The sequence below is a fragment of the Roseivirga misakiensis genome (assembly GCF_001747105.1).
Lineage (GTDB): Bacteria > Bacteroidota > Bacteroidia > Cytophagales > Cyclobacteriaceae > Roseivirga > Roseivirga misakiensis.
In genome coordinates, this window is the sequence record NZ_MDGQ01000005.1 from 580,745 (window position 1) to 599,887 (window position 19,143).

13 protein-coding genes are annotated in these 19,143 nt (G+C 40.9%); 10 read left to right on the top strand and 3 right to left on the bottom strand.

All coding sequences use genetic code 11. The annotated features are described in order from the left end of the window. Nucleotides 1–34 precede the first annotated feature (34 nt). Together BFP71_RS10335 and BFP71_RS10340 are read left to right on the top strand one after the other, a co-directional pair. Entirely contained in the window at nucleotides 35–430 is a 396-nt protein-coding gene (locus BFP71_RS10335; RefSeq protein WP_069835396.1) for a VOC family protein, read from the top strand. Next, complete coding sequence (locus BFP71_RS10340) at nucleotides 427–1,566, top strand: MFS transporter (RefSeq protein WP_069835397.1); 1,140 nt, start codon at nucleotides 427–429, stop codon at nucleotides 1,564–1,566. The genes BFP71_RS10335 and BFP71_RS10340 overlap by 4 nt, the downstream gene beginning before the upstream one ends. A 5-nt stretch (nucleotides 1,567–1,571) precedes the next feature. Here BFP71_RS10340 and BFP71_RS10345 read toward each other — a convergent pair whose 3' ends face one another. Then, entirely contained in the window at nucleotides 1,572–2,450 is an 879-nt protein-coding gene (locus BFP71_RS10345) for an alpha/beta hydrolase (RefSeq protein WP_069835398.1), read from the bottom strand. Between the two features lie 61 nt (nucleotides 2,451–2,511). Here BFP71_RS10345 and glpK point away from each other — a divergent pair, with 61 nt between their 5' ends. Together glpK and BFP71_RS10355 are read left to right on the top strand one after the other, a co-directional pair. After that, nucleotides 2,512–3,996 (top strand): glycerol kinase GlpK, encoded by a 1,485-nt coding sequence (gene glpK / locus BFP71_RS10350; RefSeq protein WP_069835399.1) that lies wholly within the window; start codon nucleotides 2,512–2,514, stop codon nucleotides 3,994–3,996. 46 nt (nucleotides 3,997–4,042) lie between these two features. Next, the gene (locus BFP71_RS10355; protein WP_069835400.1) at nucleotides 4,043–5,614 is read left to right on the top strand and encodes a glycerol-3-phosphate dehydrogenase/oxidase; all 1,572 of its coding nucleotides are present in this window, start codon (nucleotides 4,043–4,045) and stop codon (nucleotides 5,612–5,614) included. A 6-nt stretch (nucleotides 5,615–5,620) separates the two neighbouring features. Here the strand turns inward: BFP71_RS10355 and BFP71_RS10360 are convergent, their stop codons facing one another. Both BFP71_RS10360 and BFP71_RS10365 read right to left on the bottom strand, forming a co-directional pair. Further along, nucleotides 5,621–6,799: a tetratricopeptide repeat protein gene (locus BFP71_RS10360; RefSeq protein ID WP_069835401.1), complete on the bottom strand. Its 1,179-nt coding sequence runs from the start codon at nucleotides 6,797–6,799 to the stop codon at nucleotides 5,621–5,623. 33 nt (nucleotides 6,800–6,832) lie between these two features. Beyond that, nucleotides 6,833–7,288 carry a hypothetical protein gene (locus BFP71_RS10365; protein WP_069835402.1) on the bottom strand — a complete coding sequence of 152 codons (456 nt, stop codon included), beginning with the start codon at nucleotides 7,286–7,288 and terminating at the stop codon, nucleotides 6,833–6,835. A 354-nt stretch (nucleotides 7,289–7,642) separates the two neighbouring features. Between BFP71_RS10365 and BFP71_RS10370 the strand changes: the two genes are divergently transcribed. The 6 genes from BFP71_RS10370 (at nucleotide 7,643) to BFP71_RS10395 (ending at nucleotide 18,985) form a co-directional block, all read left to right on the top strand. Beyond that, nucleotides 7,643–8,266: a TetR/AcrR family transcriptional regulator gene (locus tag BFP71_RS10370; RefSeq protein ID WP_176723349.1), complete on the top strand. Its 624-nt coding sequence runs from the start codon at nucleotides 7,643–7,645 to the stop codon at nucleotides 8,264–8,266. Further along, complete coding sequence (locus BFP71_RS10375; RefSeq protein ID WP_069835404.1) at nucleotides 8,250–9,596, top strand: TolC family protein; 1,347 nt, start codon at nucleotides 8,250–8,252, stop codon at nucleotides 9,594–9,596. Before BFP71_RS10370 ends, BFP71_RS10375 begins: the two co-directional genes overlap by 17 nt. A 40-nt stretch (nucleotides 9,597–9,636) precedes the next feature. Continuing rightward, on the top strand, nucleotides 9,637–10,767 hold the full coding sequence (locus BFP71_RS10380) for an efflux RND transporter periplasmic adaptor subunit (protein ID WP_069837041.1): 1,131 nt from the start codon (nucleotides 9,637–9,639) through the stop codon (nucleotides 10,765–10,767). A gap of 21 nt (nucleotides 10,768–10,788) precedes the next feature. After that, complete coding sequence (locus BFP71_RS10385) at nucleotides 10,789–14,265, top strand: efflux RND transporter permease subunit (protein ID WP_069835405.1); 3,477 nt, start codon at nucleotides 10,789–10,791, stop codon at nucleotides 14,263–14,265. 143 nt (nucleotides 14,266–14,408) lie between these two features. Further along, entirely contained in the window at nucleotides 14,409–15,659 is a 1,251-nt protein-coding gene (locus BFP71_RS10390; protein WP_069835406.1) for a metallophosphoesterase, read from the top strand. An 86-nt stretch (nucleotides 15,660–15,745) separates the two neighbouring features. Beyond that, nucleotides 15,746–18,985 (top strand): S41 family peptidase, encoded by a 3,240-nt coding sequence (locus tag BFP71_RS10395; protein ID WP_069835407.1) that lies wholly within the window; start codon nucleotides 15,746–15,748, stop codon nucleotides 18,983–18,985. The last annotated feature ends 158 nt before the right edge of the window (nucleotides 18,986–19,143 follow it).

Genomic DNA, 19,143 nt, shown 5'->3' on the forward strand with positions numbered 1-19,143 from the left:
CAGACCAGCTTAATTTGGAGTAAACATTTCAGCTATGGTGTTAGAACATGTTGCACTTTGGACATACAAGCTTGACGAATTGAAGGATTTCTATGTGAAATATTTCGATGGAAAAGCGGGTAAAAAGTATAACAACGTCGCCAAAAAGTTTTCCTCCTACTTTCTTGAATTCGAAAGTGGTGCAAGATTGGAGTTAATGCAAATGCCTAAGATTCCAGCACATTCTTATGATATAAGGAAGCAGTTCACTGGGTTAATTCACATCGCTTTTGGCCTAAATTCTCAAGAAGAAGTCACCAAGCTTACGGAGCGTCTTCAACGGGATGGTTTTGAAGTGATCGAGCCGTTACGCGTCACAGGAGATGGCTATTTTGAAAGTGTTATTCTAGATCCAGATGAGAATAGGGTAGAGTTGACTTATAAACTATGATCAAGCGGATTAAACTTCTTCTGACTCACCCTGAGAATAAGGTAACTGCTTTTGTCTTTATGGCTTTGGCTATTGCCTTTGGCGCATTTATCACCAGACTGCCTGATATTAAATACAGGCTTAGCCTGAGTGAAAGTGAATTGGGTACTGCCTTATTTTTCCTGCCGCTCGGCGCGGCAACGTTACTTCCCTTTTACAGCAAAATTATCGCTCGATTTGGAGAGCGGCGAACTACGACGGCTGCCATAATCGTATTTCTGGTGGTTATCATTCTTCCGGGGTTGGCTCCTAGCTTTTATGGGTTGATGGCGGCCCTTTATTTGGTGGGTCTGGCTTTGGGGCTTACTGATGTAGCGATGAACGCGGAGGCAGCGGAAATAGAAAGTGTAAAATCAAGGTCGATTATGTCGGCTTGCCATGGCTTTTTCAGTATTGGGGGTATGTTTGGAGCACTGCTTGGAGCACTTTTTATATTCCTGAAAGTGGAATTGACATTACAAATGTCCATTCTGGCCGTACTCTTACTGCTCTTTTTACTTCCCCACTTTAAACATCTTATCGACGCTGAAAAGCGGCAGGCTTCGGCTGGTTTCCAGCTTCCACCAATTAAAGTGATTATATATGCTGTGATTGGTTTATGCGTAATGATGAGCGAAGGTGGAATTACGGATTGGAGTACTATTTACTTAAGGGACGACCTTGGCGTGAGCGCACAATTTGCTGGTTTTGGATTTGCTGGTTTTTCCCTAGCCACTGCCTTAATGCGATTTAAAGGAGACGAACTTACTGGTAGACTAGGAGGTCGATTTTTAGTAATACTCGGTTTAGTTATCGGGATATTTGGTTTGGGACTGACACTTTTGAACAACCCAATTTTGGTTATGCTTGGGTTTAGCGTTTCGGGTCTTGGTTATGCGGTTATCGTGCCGATCCTTTACAGTGCTACGGCTAAAATTGATGGCCTGAACCCTTCTAGTGGCATTGCCACGGTAGCATCTTCAGGTTATATCGGTATGCTGATCGGTCCTGTGATCATTGGTTTTATTGCAGAAGAATGGGGTTTAGCCAATGGCTTTGTCTTTCTCTTAGGGCTTACAATTTTTGCCCTGCTGCTTAGCTTAAAGTCGTTCAGATAGTCTGTTTATCGTGTGAAGCTTTGCCCAATAAACTTCAAACCGATCGGTAGGGAAGTTCTCCAAAAGTCCCAAGTGTGGGCGCCATCTCTAACCCTGTATTCGTGTCGAATGCCACGCTTTTTCATTTCAATATGTAAACTGGCATTCCCTACGGCAAGGAAATCATCATCGCCACAGTCGAAATAATATCGGACAGCATTAAGCTTTCTTTGGTCACCATTTTTAACGATATCCAGAATAGAGTTTTTTCGATAGTGATCCGATAAACGAGCTTCACCCTTTAGCCCTTTTCCTAAAACTCGACCCCAGTAGCCATCAAACCCAGCTTGACCACCAGAAAGTAACTCTTCATCTGTGTTAACCGCTGAACTAAAGCCTGCCGCTGCGCTGAACAATTCTGGATGCTGCATGGCCATTCTTAATGTACCAGCACCACCCATTGATAGTCCGCTAATTCCTCGAAACTCTTTAGTCGCCCTGACACGAAACTTCTCCTCTACAGTCGGCATGAGTTCTTCCAAAAACATATCTCCATACCGATAAGAGTTATCATGGTTATTCATGTACAACCGATCGTCGCCGTCAGGCATCACGATGATCATCGGTGGAAAATCACCATTTTCAATGCCCTCATCGACTATCCGCTGCATATCACCAAACTGAATCCAATCTGTCTGGTCACCAGTGAATCCATTTAAGAGATAGACGATAGGATAGAACCGCAAATTGCTTTTGTATCCATCGGGTAAATAGACAGAATAATAGATGTCGGTGCCCAATATTTGGCTCTTGAAGTGCTGGCTTTCCAATACTTGGCTTTGTCCAAAAATGGTATTTGAAATAAGCGCAAAAAACAAGGCAAGAATTGGGTAGGTCTTTTTCATGATTTTCTCGGTTGAAAGAATAATTGTTATAATTTAGTCAGTCGTCACAAAATATCCTCAAATGTCTAAGTATATCATTACGGTCGATGCTGGAACTACCAGTGAAAGGGCCATCATATTCAACAAGAAAGGTGAAATCGTAAATGTCTCTCAAAGGGAATTTGAGCAGTTTTATCCTAAGCCAGGTTGGGTAGAGCATAATCCATTAGAGATATGGGAAACGCAAAAATTCACGATTACTGATGTGCTTGAAAAACAAGGCGCGAATGCATCTGATATAGCGGCTATTGGCATTACAAACCAGCGAGAAACGACAATTGTCTGGGATAGGAAAACAGGCAAGGCCATTCACAAGGCGATCGTATGGCAAGATAGGCGTACGGCAGATGCTTGTGAGGTTTTAAAAACGGTGGAGCAAATGGATTTGGTTCAACATAAAACTGGACTATTAATTGATGCCTATTTCTCTGCTTCGAAAATCAGGTGGATTCTAGATCATGTCGATGGTGCACAAGAAAGGGCAGAAAATGGAGAATTAGCATTTGGTACGGTGGACTCTTGGTTGCTTTGGAAACTGACTGGCGGCAAAGTTCATGCTACTGATGTAAGTAATGCGAGTAGAACGATGCTCTTCAACATTCATACCCTGGAATGGGATGAAGAATTGTTGAAAATGTTTAACGTACCAAAGTCGATGCTGCCAGATGTGAAAAGCAGTAGCGAAGTTTATGGACATACTGATGCCGACCTTTTTGGAGCAGAAATTCCGATAGCGGGTATCGCTGGAGATCAGCAGTCTGCGCTTTTTGGACAAATGTGTACCGAGCCTGGTATGGTGAAAAATACCTACGGGACTGGCTGTTTCATGGTGATGAATACCGGAGATAAGGTGATCAAATCAAAACATAAACTTCTTTCTACTATTGGCTGGCAAATAGATGGAAAAGTTACGTATGCCTTAGAGGGCAGTATTTTCATTGGAGGAGCCATTGTTCAGTTTTTAAGAGATAACCTTCACTTTGTTGACAATGCGCCCGAAATAGAAGCTATGGCGAAATCTGTTGAGGATAATGGTGGTGTTTACTTTGTGCCTGGTTTTGTAGGGCTAGGGGCACCGCATTGGGATCAGTATAGTACAGGCCTTATGATAGGACTAACGCGCGGAACACAGAAAGGCCATATTGCTAGAGCCGCATTGGAAGCTTTGGCACTACAAAGTATGGAGGTGATAGATACGATGGCGCTAGATTCTGGAATAGAACAAAAAGAACTCCGAGTGGATGGTGGTGCTTCTGCTAACAATCTCTTAATGCAAATACAATCCGATGTTACAGGATTAAAAATTGTAAGACCCGAAATTGTGGAGACTACAGCGCAAGGTGCGGCTTTCTTAGCAGGCTTGGCAGTTGGCTATTGGCAAAACAAAGAGGAGATTCAGTCGCTTTGGGCGATCGATAAGACCTTTGAGCCATCAGGCGTAGATGTGGAGGATGTTAAGAAAAATTGGTCCAGGGCTGTAGAACGTGCTAAAGCCTGGGTAGCGTAAGAGATTGTTGGTTTTTGAATTCCTCAGTTTTAGATAATTCAATGTTATGAAGAGAGAGAAAATGCTGAAAAGGCTCAAAAAGCAAACAGAGCCTTGGGATATAGTAGTGATCGGAGGAGGAGCGACAGGTCTAGGAACGGCGGTAGATGCTGCTTCGAGAGGTTATAAAACCCTTCTTTTAGAACAGCATGACTTTGCGAAAGGCACGTCTAGCCGAAGTACCAAGCTTGTACACGGGGGGGTGAGATACTTACAACAAGGCGATATTTCTCTGGTTTTAGAAGCCCTCAAGGAAAGGGGTTTAATGATTCAGAATGCCCCTCATTTAGTTAAAAATCAAGCCTTTGTTATTCCAAACTACGAATGGTGGGATGGACCATTTTATCAAGTCGGTCTGAAAGTTTATGACCTCATGTCAGGTAAGCTCGGTATTGGTTCATCGAAAAAACTGACGAAGGACGAAACGATTGAACGAATACCAACCATCGACCAAAAAGGCCTCAAAGGAGGTGTAGTCTATTATGATGGCCAATTTGATGACGCGCGAATGGCACTTTCATTGGCCCGCACGGCTAAGCATTATAATGGAACGCTCTTAAATTATTTTGAAGTTACCGGGATAGAAAAAGACGCAGATGACATAATCTGTGGTGTAAAAGGCAAAGATCTCGAATCTGGCAAACATTATAGCATTAAGGCAAAAACCGTAATTAACGCTACGGGTGTTTTTGCGGATCGCGTTAAAAAAATGGACGAACCTGACGTGAAGGAAATGATCCAACCAAGCCAGGGTATTCATTTGGTGGTAAGTAAAGACTTCCTTCCTGATAAACACGCGATTATGGTGCCACAGACTAAAGATGGCCGTGTCATGTTTGCTGTGCCTTGGCACGATAAAGTAGTTTTAGGTACCACCGATACTATGATCGAAAAACCTAAGCTCGAACCTGAAGCCCAGGAAGCCGAGATAGATTTTATCTTGGAAACGGCAGGTCAGTATTTAGTTAAACAGCCAACGCGTGACGATATTTTGAGTGTCTTTTCAGGCCTAAGACCTTTAGCGAAGCCAGAAGGTGACGGAAAATCAACAAAAGAGATATCCAGACACCATAAAGTCATGATTTCTCAATCAGGTTTAATTACCATTATTGGTGGAAAATGGACGACTTACCGAAAAATGGCCGAAGATACTGTCGATAATGCCATGCTGATCGGTGACTTGCCTGAGCGGAAGTGTATTACGAAAAACCTGCCTGTATATGGTTACGATAAGAATTTAGACTTAACTACCGATCCGCTAGCAGTTTATGGAACTGATAAATACCAACTATTAGATTTGGAAGAAGATAATCCAGCAATGGCTGAAGTAATTAGTGAGACGCTTCCTTTGAAACGTTCACAAGTCTATTGGGCGGTAAAACATGAAATGGCTCGAACCGTGGAAGATATGCTTGGAAGAAGGGTTCGTGGGTTGTTTTTGGATGCAAAGGAGTCTTTGCGAATAGCACCTAGAGTGGCCGAAATTATGGCGGAAGAATTAGGCAGGGATAGTGAGTGGGTAGAGGATCAAATCGAGCTTTTCAATGAAGTAGCGACAAATTATAGAATACGAAACTAGAGAGGCTTAAAAACCGAGTGCTTCAATTTTCTTTTCTACTTCACGCTTTTTCTCACCCATTTCAAGCCGGCTATAATAGCTTACAAGCGTCTTTAATATCCCAATGTCGTCTGGCTTTTGTGCCGAAGCAGTTTCCATTAGGGTCAGGGCTTTTTTGATAAAATCAAGTGCCTTTTCCTCATAAGCTTGATGTCCATACTTATACTGTTCTAAAGTCATGGCATTAATAGACCTGTAGTAAGTATTCGCTTGATCGTTGTAGAGCATGGCTAGGTTGAAATTAGCCGTTACGTTCTCTTTATCCCGCTCCAATGCACTTAAATAAGCTGCTTCAGCCCAGTCAATTTCTTGTTGAAGCGCAGCACTATCCAAAGGCTCCGTACCCTTTATTTCTGCTATAAATTTATCGTGTAATACGGCTTTTCGGAGAAGGAGCTGGTTGTTGTTAGGTTCCTTTTCCATGATCTGATCAATTAAACCAATAGCAGCCCGATTTTCTTCTTGATCTAATAGAATATCCAATTTGTATCGATTGAAAACTGAAGACTCAGGAAAATCTGAATTTGCCTGCTCAATAGTGCTTAAAGCACCCGCTATATCTTTTTGAGTATCCTTTTGAAGGCTGATCATGTTCTGATAGGTTCGAACCTTTGGAGCGATATCAATCAATTTCTGAAAGTTGGCAATGGCTAAATCGTAGCGTTGGGCTTGAACCGCGGCATTAGCAGCATAAGTAATGATCGTAGTATCGGTTGGTTCAATCAGAATAGCGTTGTTAAATGCTTTAAGTGCCGCCTCATATTCCTGTTGCTGGTAAAAGGTAGCGCCATTTTGAATGAGCGTTTGGTAAAGTAAGTCTATGCTTTGACCCGCCGATAGGTTAATCCGAACATTGTCTGAAGGATTTTTAAGGGTCATTTGATACCCTCGGATCGCTTCCGTTAGAAATTCTGATTTCTCCGAGTCAACTTGGCTCTTTTGGAAAAGCGCTTTATTTAATTCAGCATAGGTATACCATGCACCGCCATCCTCAGATAATTCTTTGTTCACCGCCTTGCTGATCACCTCCAAAGCTTCCGTTAATTTGCCTTCAGCTTGAAGTGTTCTTGCCTCAATCAGACTACTACTTTGACCAAATGCAGAGTAGGAGAGCAAGAAGAGTAAACAGAAGTAGAGGTTTTTCATTCAAACAGAATTATCAAAAAGTTTTCAGTAAGCTTAATTATTTATTATTTCCGTAAGATTTTTCATGTCTACGGTTCCCAATCGTTTCGTGGTAATGGTCCCGTCTTTGAACTGTAACAAGACCAATGCCGAAATTTTGTCTCCGGTACCAGTCCATTTCAGTTTACTATTAATGTTTTTACTTAGGTTCATCTTTTTCAGGTTCATATTCGTGTCGTTGCGAACACTGACTAAGCAGGAATTACCACGTTTATCCACTAGAATTTGTAACCCCAAATCACCAACAGCTTTGTTAATCATTTTTGAAGTCCAACCAGCAGTAATTTTATCAATTAGTTCTTTTTGATCGACTTTAACACGAATTAGATCGGTCTCAAACTTGAATTGGTCCAGATAGCAATCATCAAATTTAATCGGGTAAACGTGTTGCGCCGAAAGCTGTGAGGTGAACCCTAGACTAAGGAATATTACGATAAAAAGGTAGCGCATGGTTCGTGAGTGTAAAGTCAAAGTACGTGAAGTAAATCTACTTATTCAAATTGTCTTGATGGCAAAAAATGACCCGTAGCACGATCGAAAAAAGAGGAAATTTAAAATCGAAAGATTATGACGTCATCTAACTGACGTTTTATTTTTTCAATTGTATTCTTCCTATTCACTTCTGGAATCTCCTTTAGTCATGTGAATTCACGAAACTTCCTTTCGTTTATGCATACGTTTTCATTCAGTATTTCGAAAATATTTTTTCAAAAAATGGAACAAAAACATTCATTCTCACGTCATTAGCACATCAGGAAACTTTGGATACCAGAATAGTTTCCCTAGTTTTGTCGAAGAATGGAAATGAAAGAGAAGATAGCAGAGCGGGCAAGTGAGCTAATGTTGCAGTTTGGCATCAGGACGGTCACGATGGATGATATATCCAGAGATTTAGGGATATCTAAAAAGACGATATACCAATATTTCAAAGACAAAAAGGAGTTAGTCAATACCATTACTCATCTACATTTAAACCTTGAAAAAGAACGATTTCAAGGTTCTGCCAATGACAGTGAGGATAGTGTCCAAGAGTTAATCTTGGTTTCTCAGTGTTTGAGAGAATCAATGAAAGATATGAAGATGAGTTTAATGAACGAGCTTCAGAAATTTTATCCTGAATCGTGGCAAATGTATGAAGACTTCAAGCAAGGCGTAATGCTTGAGTCGATCACAAATGTCATCATTAGAGGACAAAAAGAAGGCTATTTTCGGGCCGAAGTTGACCCCAATATTGTGGCGGTTATGAGAATCGAACAAGTTCAGTCATTTATCATGAGGAACCTGTTTCCAAGAGAGCAATATTCTCTCTACGACGTACAAATGCAATTATTTGATCACTTTATACATGGCCTGTTTACAATAGAAGGTCATCAACTTTTTAATCAGTACACCACTTCAAAAGTTAAGCAAAATGAAACGCTCAATTAGAAGAGTAAACTTTTTAGCACTGCTAATGCTGATAGCGTTCGGTGTTAATGCGCAGAATGTATTTTCTCTGCGAGAAGCCATAGAGTATTCTCTAGCCAATAATCAGGACTTGAAGAATGCCATGGTCACAACTAAAGATGCTGAGGCACAAGTTTTTGAAACTCGAGCCGATGGCTTGCCACAGATCGATGCCAATTTTGGATATACGAACAATACCCAACTGCAGCAAAGTATTTTAAGAGCAAGTGTATTTGACCCGACCGCCGGGCCAAATGATATCACTACAGTGGCTTTTGGTATTCAGCACCAGAGTAATTTCAATATTACGGCCTCACAAATGATATGGGATGGCTCATTCTTTATTGGATTAAAGGCAGCCCGAAAACTTCGTGAAAAAGTGGTGGTAGATCAGAAGAAGACAGAAGTTGACGTGGTGGAAGCTGTTACAAAGGCTTATTACTTGGTTTTAGTCAACCAGGTAAGAACAGATTTGATCGATACCAATATAGAAACCATAGAAAAGACGCTCGAAGAAACTCGACAGCTTTACGAAAATGGTTTTGCAGAGAAAATCGACGTAACGCGCCTTCAAGTGCAGTTGAATAATCTCAAAACGGAAAGACAAGGAGTTTCTCAGGTAATTGCTTCAAGTAAAAACATACTAAAATTGAGTATGGGTATGCCTGTCATTCAGCCGCTAAGTCTATCTGATACTTTAGACGATTTTGACTTTAGTTATTCAAATAGCGAAGTGCAGGCCTACAATGTTCAAGAGCGATTAGAGGCACAACAGATTAATTACTTGAAAGACCTAGCGATTCTAGATATCAAGAATATCAGGTCTCAGTATATTCCAAAAGTGACTTTAAATGCAGGATGGGGTAGAAATACAGGTAATGATTCCTTTGGCACCCTTTGGAATAGCGATAGAATGTGGTTTGGAAGTTCCTTTGTTGGACTAAATGTGAATATCCCGGTTTTCGATGGCTTAAGGAAAAAATATACTACAGAGAGAAAAAAGTATCAGCTGGAAACGCTGAACAACCAGTATGATTTATTGACCAATAACTTACAACAAGAGCTAATTAATGCTAAAGACGCTTTAGAAGTAAATCTTCAGCGTTTGGAAGTACAAGAGGCAAACATGGCATTAGCCAAAGAAGTAACCGAAATAACCAGAGAAAAATACACTGAAGGTATCGGCTCAAATCTAGAATTGATCAATGCAGAAGATGGCTACAAACAAGCTGAGGTAAATTACCTCACCGCCTTGTATGATGCGATTATCGCAAAAATTGATCTCGATAAATCTTTAGGAAAACTCAACTAATACAACAATGACTTACAGAATATCAAAAAAATATATAGACATGAAACCTCAGAGTATCATCACAATTTTAGTATTGGCTTTGGTTGCTTTTAGTTGTGGCCAAGAAGATACTATTGAAAGTAAAAAGGCACGAATTCAGGAAGCAAAAGCTGAAATGAAAGCGTTGGAAACCGAAGTTTCGGAAATTGAAAAAGAGTTAGTGGCCGAAGATCCTAACTATAATAAACCAGCAGAATCAGCAACGCTGATCACTACGGTAAATGCTTTAAAAGAGAATTTCGAACATAAGATCGAAATCCGAGGCAACGTAGAGTCTAGAACAAATGTCACTATTAGTGCTGAAATGATGGGCCTATTGACAAGTCTTCCAATAAAAGAAGGACAATATGTAAATAAGGGGCAAACTCTTGCCACTATTGACGCTGATAACCTTCAGAAAACGGTAGATGAATTAGAGAATCAGTTAGAATTTGCAACAACTGTTTTTGAGAAAAGAGATAGACTTTGGAAAAAGAATATCGGTACAGAAATAGATTACTTACAAGCAAAGAATAACAAGGAGTCTTTAGAAAAGCAGTTAGCTACACTACAGACGCAAATAGACAAAGCGGAGATAAAGGCACCTTTCAGCGGAACAATCGAAACTGTTTCTGTAAGACAGGGTGAAATTGCTCAGCCTGGTATGCCGATCGCTTATTTAGTAGGTAACTCTAATATGTATATAACTGCTGAGGTATCTGAAGCATATATTGCTAAGTTCAAAAGAGGCGACAAAGTGACTGTGAGTATCCCGTCACTCAATAAAGAAGAAGTGTCTAAAATCATTTCTGTGGGTAAAGTGATTAACCCAGCCAGCAGAACTTTTACGATTGAGGTACAACTGCCTAAACTTGGAAGTGCTGTTAAAACCAATTTGGTGACACAATTAAGACTTACGGATTACGCGGCAGATGAAGCCATCGTTATTCCATCTAGACTGATCCAAGAAGATTTTGAAGGCAATTTTGTCTACACAGTAGAAAACAAAAGAGCAACAAAAGTACATGTCAAGTTGGGCTATTCTTACGATAATCATACAGAAGTGCTTTCAGGCCTAAAAGGCGGAGAAGTGGTTGTAGACAAAGGCAACAGAACAGTAGCCAACGGTACAATCGTAAATGTTCAAAACTAATCAACCTCACTGCGATAGATTATGGCTAAAGAGAACGAAAAACAGATAGTTGATAAGGAATTTGGGTTAACCTCCCTTTCCTTACGCAATAAGATTACGGTCTACGTACTGACACTACTCATAGTGTTTGCAGGTATATACTCGTACATAACATTGCCAAAAGAGAATTTTCCGGAAGTAGAGCAACCAACGGTTTACGTCAGTACGGCGCACCCTGGTAACTCTCCAGAAGATATCGAAAGCTTGATCACAAGAGAGCTAGAAAAGGAAATCAATACGATTGAAGGCGTAGATAATATTCAGTCTACTTCAGTTCAAGATTTCTCTGCAATAGTAGTAGAATTTCAGGTGGGTGTAGATGTAGATGAAGCAGTCATCGATGTGAAAGATGCCGTGGATAGAGCTAAATCAGAACTTCCAAACGACCTGAAAACGGATCCGAATGTGATCAAATTTAGCTTCTCGGAAAACTTCCCAATCCTCAATGTCAACTTAACAGATCCGACAAAAACGTTGGATGAGTTGAATGATATTGCTGAGTTCTTGGAAGATGAAATCGAGAAGTTTGCACAGGTTTCTAAAGTAAATATCGTTGGGGTTGATGAGAAAGAAGTCAAAATCAAAGTTGATCCATTCAAGCTAGAAGCTAGAAAAGTCACTTTCAATGACATAGAAAACGCTATTTCATCAGAGAACTTAACGCTTTCGGGTGGTAATGTGATCGCTGACGGTATTAGAAGAAACGTCCGTGTGATTGGTGAATTTGATGATCCTTCTCAGATGGAAGACATCATCATTAGTAATGAAAACGGAAATATCGTTTATCTAAAGGATGTCGCTACAGTTGAGTTTGATTATAAAGACAAACAAAACTATGCACGCCTTGACCTGGACCCGGTGGTGAAGATAGACGTGATGAAAAGAAGTGGTGAGAACTTATTGATCGCTACAGATAACATTATGGCACTTTTAGATGAAAGTGTTGAAAATGGTCAGATTCCAGAAACTACAAAAGTGACCATTACAAATGACCAGTCTAAAGACACAAGAGAGCAAGTAAGCAGCTTAGGTAACAACATTATTTTTGGTGTAATCCTGGTAGTTACTGTTCTATTATTCTTCCTAGGTACAAGAAACTCACTTTTCGTGGGTATGGCCATCCCATTATCCATGTTTATGGCATTAATGATTCTCGGTTTAGCTGGAATCACTATTAACACAATGACGCTGTTTGGACTAATTATGGCCTTGGGTATGTTGGTAGATAATGGTATTGTGGTTGTAGAAAACGTATATCGTTTGATGGAAGAAGGGCTAAGCCCAATGGCTGCCACACGAAGAGGTGTTGGTGAAGTGGCCCTGCCGATTATTTCCTCAACCGCTACTACACTTGCTGCCTTTATTCCTTTGGCATTCTGGCCTGGAATTATCGGTGAGTTCATGCTTTACTTGCCGTTAACCTTAATCATCACTTTAGGATCGTCATTGTTCGTAGCGCTTGTGATTAACCCAGTGTTCATCTCTAGCTTCATGAAAGTAGATGGTCAGAAAATGTATGATCACAGGAAAATCTTAATCAGATCTGGTTTGGCAATAATCGCTGGTTTAGTGTTCTCTTTTGTGCTATCAGTTCCACCACTTGGCAATCTGTTAATGCTTATTGGTGTAATCACTTTATTGAATGTTTATGTATTAGGTCCACTTTCTTCCAGATTCCAAGCTAGTTTTCTACCAGCCTTAGAAAGAAGGTATGTCAGGGTCCTAAAGAGTGCAGTAAAACATCCTTTCCTTTATCTAGGAGGCGCATTTATGACTTTGGTGATATCACTAGGAATATTTGGTGCATTTCAACCAAATGTGCTTTTCTTCCCTGAAAATGAGCCTAAATATGTGAATGTGTTTGTGGAGTACCCGGTAGGAACTGACATAGAGGTGACCAATGATTTTTCAAAGGATATTGAAGCACAAGTACTTAAAATAATTGAGCCTTATCAGAGTATCGTTGAATCTGTATCCACGAACGTGAGTCAAGGAGCCGCTGATCCGAATGACCCAACGGCAGTTGGTCAGTCTGAGGAGCCGCACAAGGCACGAATTACAGTAAACTTTATTGAAAGTAAGCTGCGTGGCGATCTGAACACGAAAGATGTAATGAATGACATCCGAGAGCAAGTGAAGCTACAGCCAGGAGTTACGCTAACTGTCGATAAGGATGCAGCGGGACCTCCAACAGGTAAGCCAATTAACTTGGAGCTAATCGGTGAGGATTTACAGACATTGATCAGCCTTGGCGAAGATGTGCAACAGAAGATAGCAGAATCAGGAATTCAAGGGATTGAAAAACTGAAAAGCTCGCTTGAATTGGGAAAGCCAGAACTGGTCATCGACATCGATAGAGATAATGCTAGGCGATTCGGATTGTCTACCTATTCTATTGCCAATGAGATTAGAACTGCACTTTTTGGAAAGGAAGTATCTAAATACAAAGAAGGTGAGGATAACTATGAGATTAACGTAAGACTAAATCAGGATTACCGATACGATGTTGATGCTTTGATGAACAAGAACATCACTTTCAGAGATCAGAGTTCAGGGAAACTTGTACAGGTACCTATCTCTTCTGTAGCCGATGTAAGATATAGCTCAACATATGGTTCGATTAAGAGAAAGGATTTGGACAGAGTGGTAACGTTAAGTTCAAACGTTTTAGCGGGAGCCAATGCCACTGAAATCAATGATCAGTTGAAATTGTTAATGGCAGATTATGATATGCCGGCAGGCTACAGCTACGCCTTTACAGGTGAAGCGGAAGAGCAAGCTGAGAACATGGCCTTTTTGGCAAAAGCGCTTTTAATTGCTGTATTCATGATCTTCTTAATCATTGTATCGCAGTTCAATAAAATTACGGCGCCATTCATTATCATGGTTTCTGTACTACTCAGTACCATTGGTGTGTTCTTAGGCCTTGTAATATTTAACATGGAGTTTGTGGTCATCATGACCATGGTAGGAATTATCGCGCTTGCAGGAATTGTGGTAAACAACGCCATTGTATTGATTGACTTCATTGAGCTAACACGAAAAAGAAGAAGAAAAGAGTTGGGCATACCAGAAGATGGCAAGTTACCAATGGAAGAAGTGGTTAACTCTATTATTGCGGCAGGTAAGACAAGGTTAAGGCCAGTATTATTAACTGCTATTACTACAATTTTAGGGTTAGTTCCGCTAGCGGTAGGTCTGAACATAGACTTTATCGGTGCATTTGTGAGCTACAATGCAGACTTCTATGTGGGTGGTGACAACGTGATTTTCTGGGGGCCAATGTCTTGGACGATCATCTTCGGACTGACGTTTGCGACATTCTTTACACTCATCATGGTACCGACCATGTATCTACTTGCCGACAGAGTGATTTATAGAATTGCTCGATGGAGAGGAGATGCAAATATTATAGATATGACACAAACATCTGGAGGGTCGAAAGAGGTTTTGGCCTGATGTTTGTAAACAATATTAACGTGGTGATTTTGGCGCCATTAAAGTGGCGCCAATCATAGTTAAGGTTGATTTGGTGGCTCCCGAGGTGGTACTCGGGAGTCTTTTTTTTGAACGCTTTTTAAAGCTAGACCGTTAACACTTCAATGACTATTTCTCCAGTCGTATTTATCCTTTTAATCGCCTTAATGATATGGATGGATTACTATGCCTACCAAGCAACTCGCTTGGTCATTAAGGAGAAATCGGCAGGCTTTAGGAAAACAGTTCGAGCTATCTATCTGGCACAGGCCATTACACTTATTGTACTAACGATATCACTCAGGTGGACAACATCGGGAACAGTAAGCTCTATGTTTTCCCTTTCTATAATATTCATGGCCTACACCGCTAAGCTAATCGCCATAATCATCACATTTATTGATGATATCAGACGTGTGCTCTCTTTGTTTTTCTCAGGACGGAAGAGGAGGTACGAGAAAAGGGTCGCTTCGGGCCAAAAGATGCCAAGGTCTAAATTCCTAGCCAGAAGTGCAGTGGTCATGGCAACCTTACCCATCGTAACCATGAGTTTTGGCATAGTAAGGGGTGCCTACGATTATAGAATAAGAAGAAGAAAAGTTTACTTACCGAATTTACCGAAGGCTTTTGAAGGGATTAAAGTAGCACAGCTTTCAGATATCCACAGCGGTAGTTTTTATGATAAAGTCGCGGTTCAAGGTGGTATTGAAATGCTCATGGCAGAAAAACCAGATCTGGTGTTCTTTACAGGAGACCTTGTCAATAATCAGACGAAAGAAGTAAGCGAGTATGTCGACCTATTTTCAAAAGTAAAGGCTGATCTGGGAGTTTATTCAACCCTTGGTAATCATGACTATGGAGATTATTTGAGATGGTCTTCGATAGGTGCAAAGAAAAGGAATCTTGAGGATATGATTAAGACTCATGAACTGATGGGATGGAAACTACTCATGAATCAAAATGAGGCCATTCGAGTCGGAACTGATCAGATTTCTATTTTGGGAGTGGAGAATTGGGGAGCAGGTCGATTTGCAAAATATGGCCAATTAGATCAAGCAGCCTTGAATGCCGAAGGAGATGTGAAATTGCTCTTATCGCACGACCCTAGTCACTGGGATGCACAAATCAGAAATCAACAACCCGATATAGACCTTACTTTTTCAGGCCATACCCATGGGATGCAATTAGGGGTGGAAATAGGTGATTTCAGGTGGAGCCCTTCCAAATACATCTACAAACAATGGGCTGATTTGTATCAAGAAGGAAATCAATATCTATATGTCAACAGAGGCTTCGGGTTTCTAGGATTTCCAGGTCGTATCGGGATTTTACCAGAAATCACCCTATTAGAATTAACCTCTAGGCCGATCGCCTAGTATGAGCCTTTTCGCAGTAGATTAGTATTAACGGTCTTCCATCTTAACACTTCTTTTGGTACCTTCCGAGACCAAAAATCAACCAAATGAAAAGACTCCTATCAGTATTATTAGTGGTATTCACTATTAACCTGAATGCCCAAACAACACCAAAATGGATTCGATATCAGTCCATTTCTCCCGACGGTCAACATATCGTTTTTACCTATAAAGGTGATCTGTATCGGGTAGCTTCCAGCGGCGGAGATGCCGTACAGTTAACCTTCCATCAAGCGCATGACTACATGCCAGTTTGGAGTAACGATAGCAAGCACATTGCCTTTGCTTCTGATCGGTATGGTAATTTTGATATCTATGTAATGAGTGCAATGGGTGGCGCAGCTACTCGACTCACTTATCATTCAAATTCAGAAAGTCCTTTTAGCTTTTCAAGCGACAATAAACACGTCATTTTTGGTGCACAACGCCAAGATATCGCAGAGCATAGACAGTATCCGACAGGATCGCAGCCAGAGCTTTATCAAGTTCCTGTAAGTGGCGGTAGAGTAGATCAAGTATTTACCATTCCGGCAGAATATACTCAATTGAGCAAAGATGGGCGTTACATGGTTTACCATGATAAAAAAGGAGGTGAAAATGAATTTAGAAAACATCATAAGTCAGCCATTACGCGTGACATTTGGATGTATGACAAAAGAAAAAATGAGCATAAGATGCTCACCAACAGAGAAGTAGAAGATAGGCAGCCTGTATTCTCAGCCGATGAGAAAAGTCTCTATTATCTCAGTGAGATCAATGGAAATTTCAATGTGCATAAAATGTCAATTGAAAACCCGTCTCAAAGCGAGCAATTGACGGATTTTAAGCTACATCCCGTTCGTTTTTTAAGTTTCGGAAATGGTACGCTCAGTTTTGGTTACGACGGCGAACTTTATACCATGCGTGAGGGGAGCCAACCACAAAAAGTTGAGGTGAACATTCGTACTCAGGAAATTGCCAATTCAGATAAATTCATCACCATTAATGGAGGCGTCCGTGAAATGGCCATATCACCAAATGGGAAAGAAATTGCCTTCATTGCAAGAGGGGAAGTATTTGTGACTTCTGTTGACGGGGCGATAACCAAAAGGATTACCAATACGCCAGAACAGGAGCGTTTTGTGACTTGGGGACCAGAAGGTAAAAGCGTGGTTTACGCTAGCGAAAGAGGGGATAAATGGAATGTTTATAAGGCGACAAGAACACGCGAAACAGAAGAGCCTTTCTTTTTTGCCGCAACTATTATCAAGGAAGAAGCCCTGATCAGCACGGATGAGGATAACTATATGCCGAAGTATTCTCCAGACGGTAAAAAATTGGCCTATATAGCAGGAAGAAGAACCTTGAGAATCATGGATGTAGCCAGTGGTTCGACGAATGATCTTTTAACGCCAGAAGACCTCTATCATATGAGAGATGGCGATAAGTATTTCACCTGGAGCCCAGATAGCAAGTGGTTGCTCGTAGAGTGGGGTCAAACACTGAGTAATAGCGAAGTGCTGCTGATGTCTGCTGATGGGAAAGAAAGAGAGAACTTAACAGAAAGTGGCTACAGAGATTCTCGGCCTAAGTGGGTAAACGGAGGCAAGCAGATGCTTTGGTTTAGCAACAAAAATGGTCTAAAGAGCTATGCAACTAGTGGCCGTTCTCAAAGCGATGTCTATACCATGTTTTTTACGCAAGATGCTTGGGATAAGTATAAAATGAGCAAGGACGATTATGCCTTGATGAAGGACATAGAGAAGGAGACAGAAAAGGCAAAAAAGGCTGACGCAGATAAGGATAAAGACAAGAATAAAAAAGATGACAAGAAAAAGGATGAAGTAAAAGCACTCCAATTCGATAAAGACGATATGCGAGATCGTCAGGCACGATTGACGATTCATTCTTCAAGTCTAGGAGATGCTACATTATCAAAAGATGGAGAGAAACTCTACTATTTAGCAAGTTTCGAGGGTGGTCAAAACTTGTGGACTACGAATTTAAGAACACGTGAGACTAAACTGGCCATTAGGTTAAATACGGGCTTTGGATCGCTACAATGGGATAAGGATATGAAGAACCTCTACCTATTGAGTGGGGGGCGTATTTCAAAGATTAATCCAGATGGAGGCAAGAGAACTGGGATTACCATTAGCGGAGAAATGGAGTATGATGCCATTGCAGAAAGAGCATATGCCTTTAATCACGTGTGGATTAGAACCAAGAACATCTTTTACGAACCAACCTTCCACGGAGTAGATTGGGACCTGATGAAAAAGGAATACAGCAAGTATTTATCATCCATCGGAAATGGTTATGAATTTTCTGAGATGCTATCCGAAATGCTAGGCGAACTCAATGTATCACATGCAGGAGCACGATACGGTACTAGTATTCCTAATGCCGATGCCACTGCCTCTTTGGGTATTTTCATGGATTATAAGCACAAAGGAAATGGTATCAAGATTACAGAAGTAATGAAAGGCGGCCCGCTTGATAAAGCAAAGTTTGATATCAAACCAGGCATGATCATCGAGAAGATTGATGGAGAATTAGTAACACCAAATCGAGATATTGCTACTTACTTAAACCGAAAAGCCGGTAAGTTCACCCTGCTTGAGATTACAGGACCAAAAAAGTCGGATAGACAGCAAATCACGGTGAAGCCTGTTTCGTTAGGTGCAGAGCGAGGACTATTATACAGTCGTTTCGTCAAGATAAATGAGAAAGAGGTTGAAGAGAAATCAAAAGGGCAATTAGGATACGTCCACATTCCGGGTATGAGCGACGGTCCATATAGAAGTATTTACGAAGATATTATGGGTAAATACTACGATCGAAAAGGAATCGTCGTCGATACACGTTTCAACGGCGGAGGTGACCTTGTGGCTGATTTAGCCATGTTTTTTACAGGTGTGCCATTCATAACCTATGAAACAGAGGCGAAGGTTGTTGGAGCTGAGCCAACGTCGCGCTGGACCAAACCCACTTTAGCCCTATTTAATGAAAGTATGTATTCAGATGGGCATTGTTTTGCGAGCGGCTACACGGACCTTAAAATTGGTAAGACAGTGGGGATGCCTGTTCCAGGTACTTGTAGTTTCGCAGGATGGGAAGGTCTACCAGGTGGAGGACGCTGGGGAGTTGTTCCGGTTAGTGCAAAGAATAAAGCGGGTGAATGGATGGAGAATAACCAAACAGAACCTTTGATTAAGCTGAAAAATATGCCGGGAATGATTGACCAAAATCGAGATCAACAATTGGAAAGAGCAATTGAAGAAATGCTGAAAGATATTGGTAACTAGTCCGTTTTTGATGAAATGACTTTAAGCTCTGGTGGTAGACTTTCCATCAAAGCTTTTTTTGTGACTAACCAAATAAGAGTTCACTGATAATCGCTATTCCAAACCCGTCAGCTATTCTCAGTAGGTATGAATTCTTACAAAATTGTATGCATGTAATT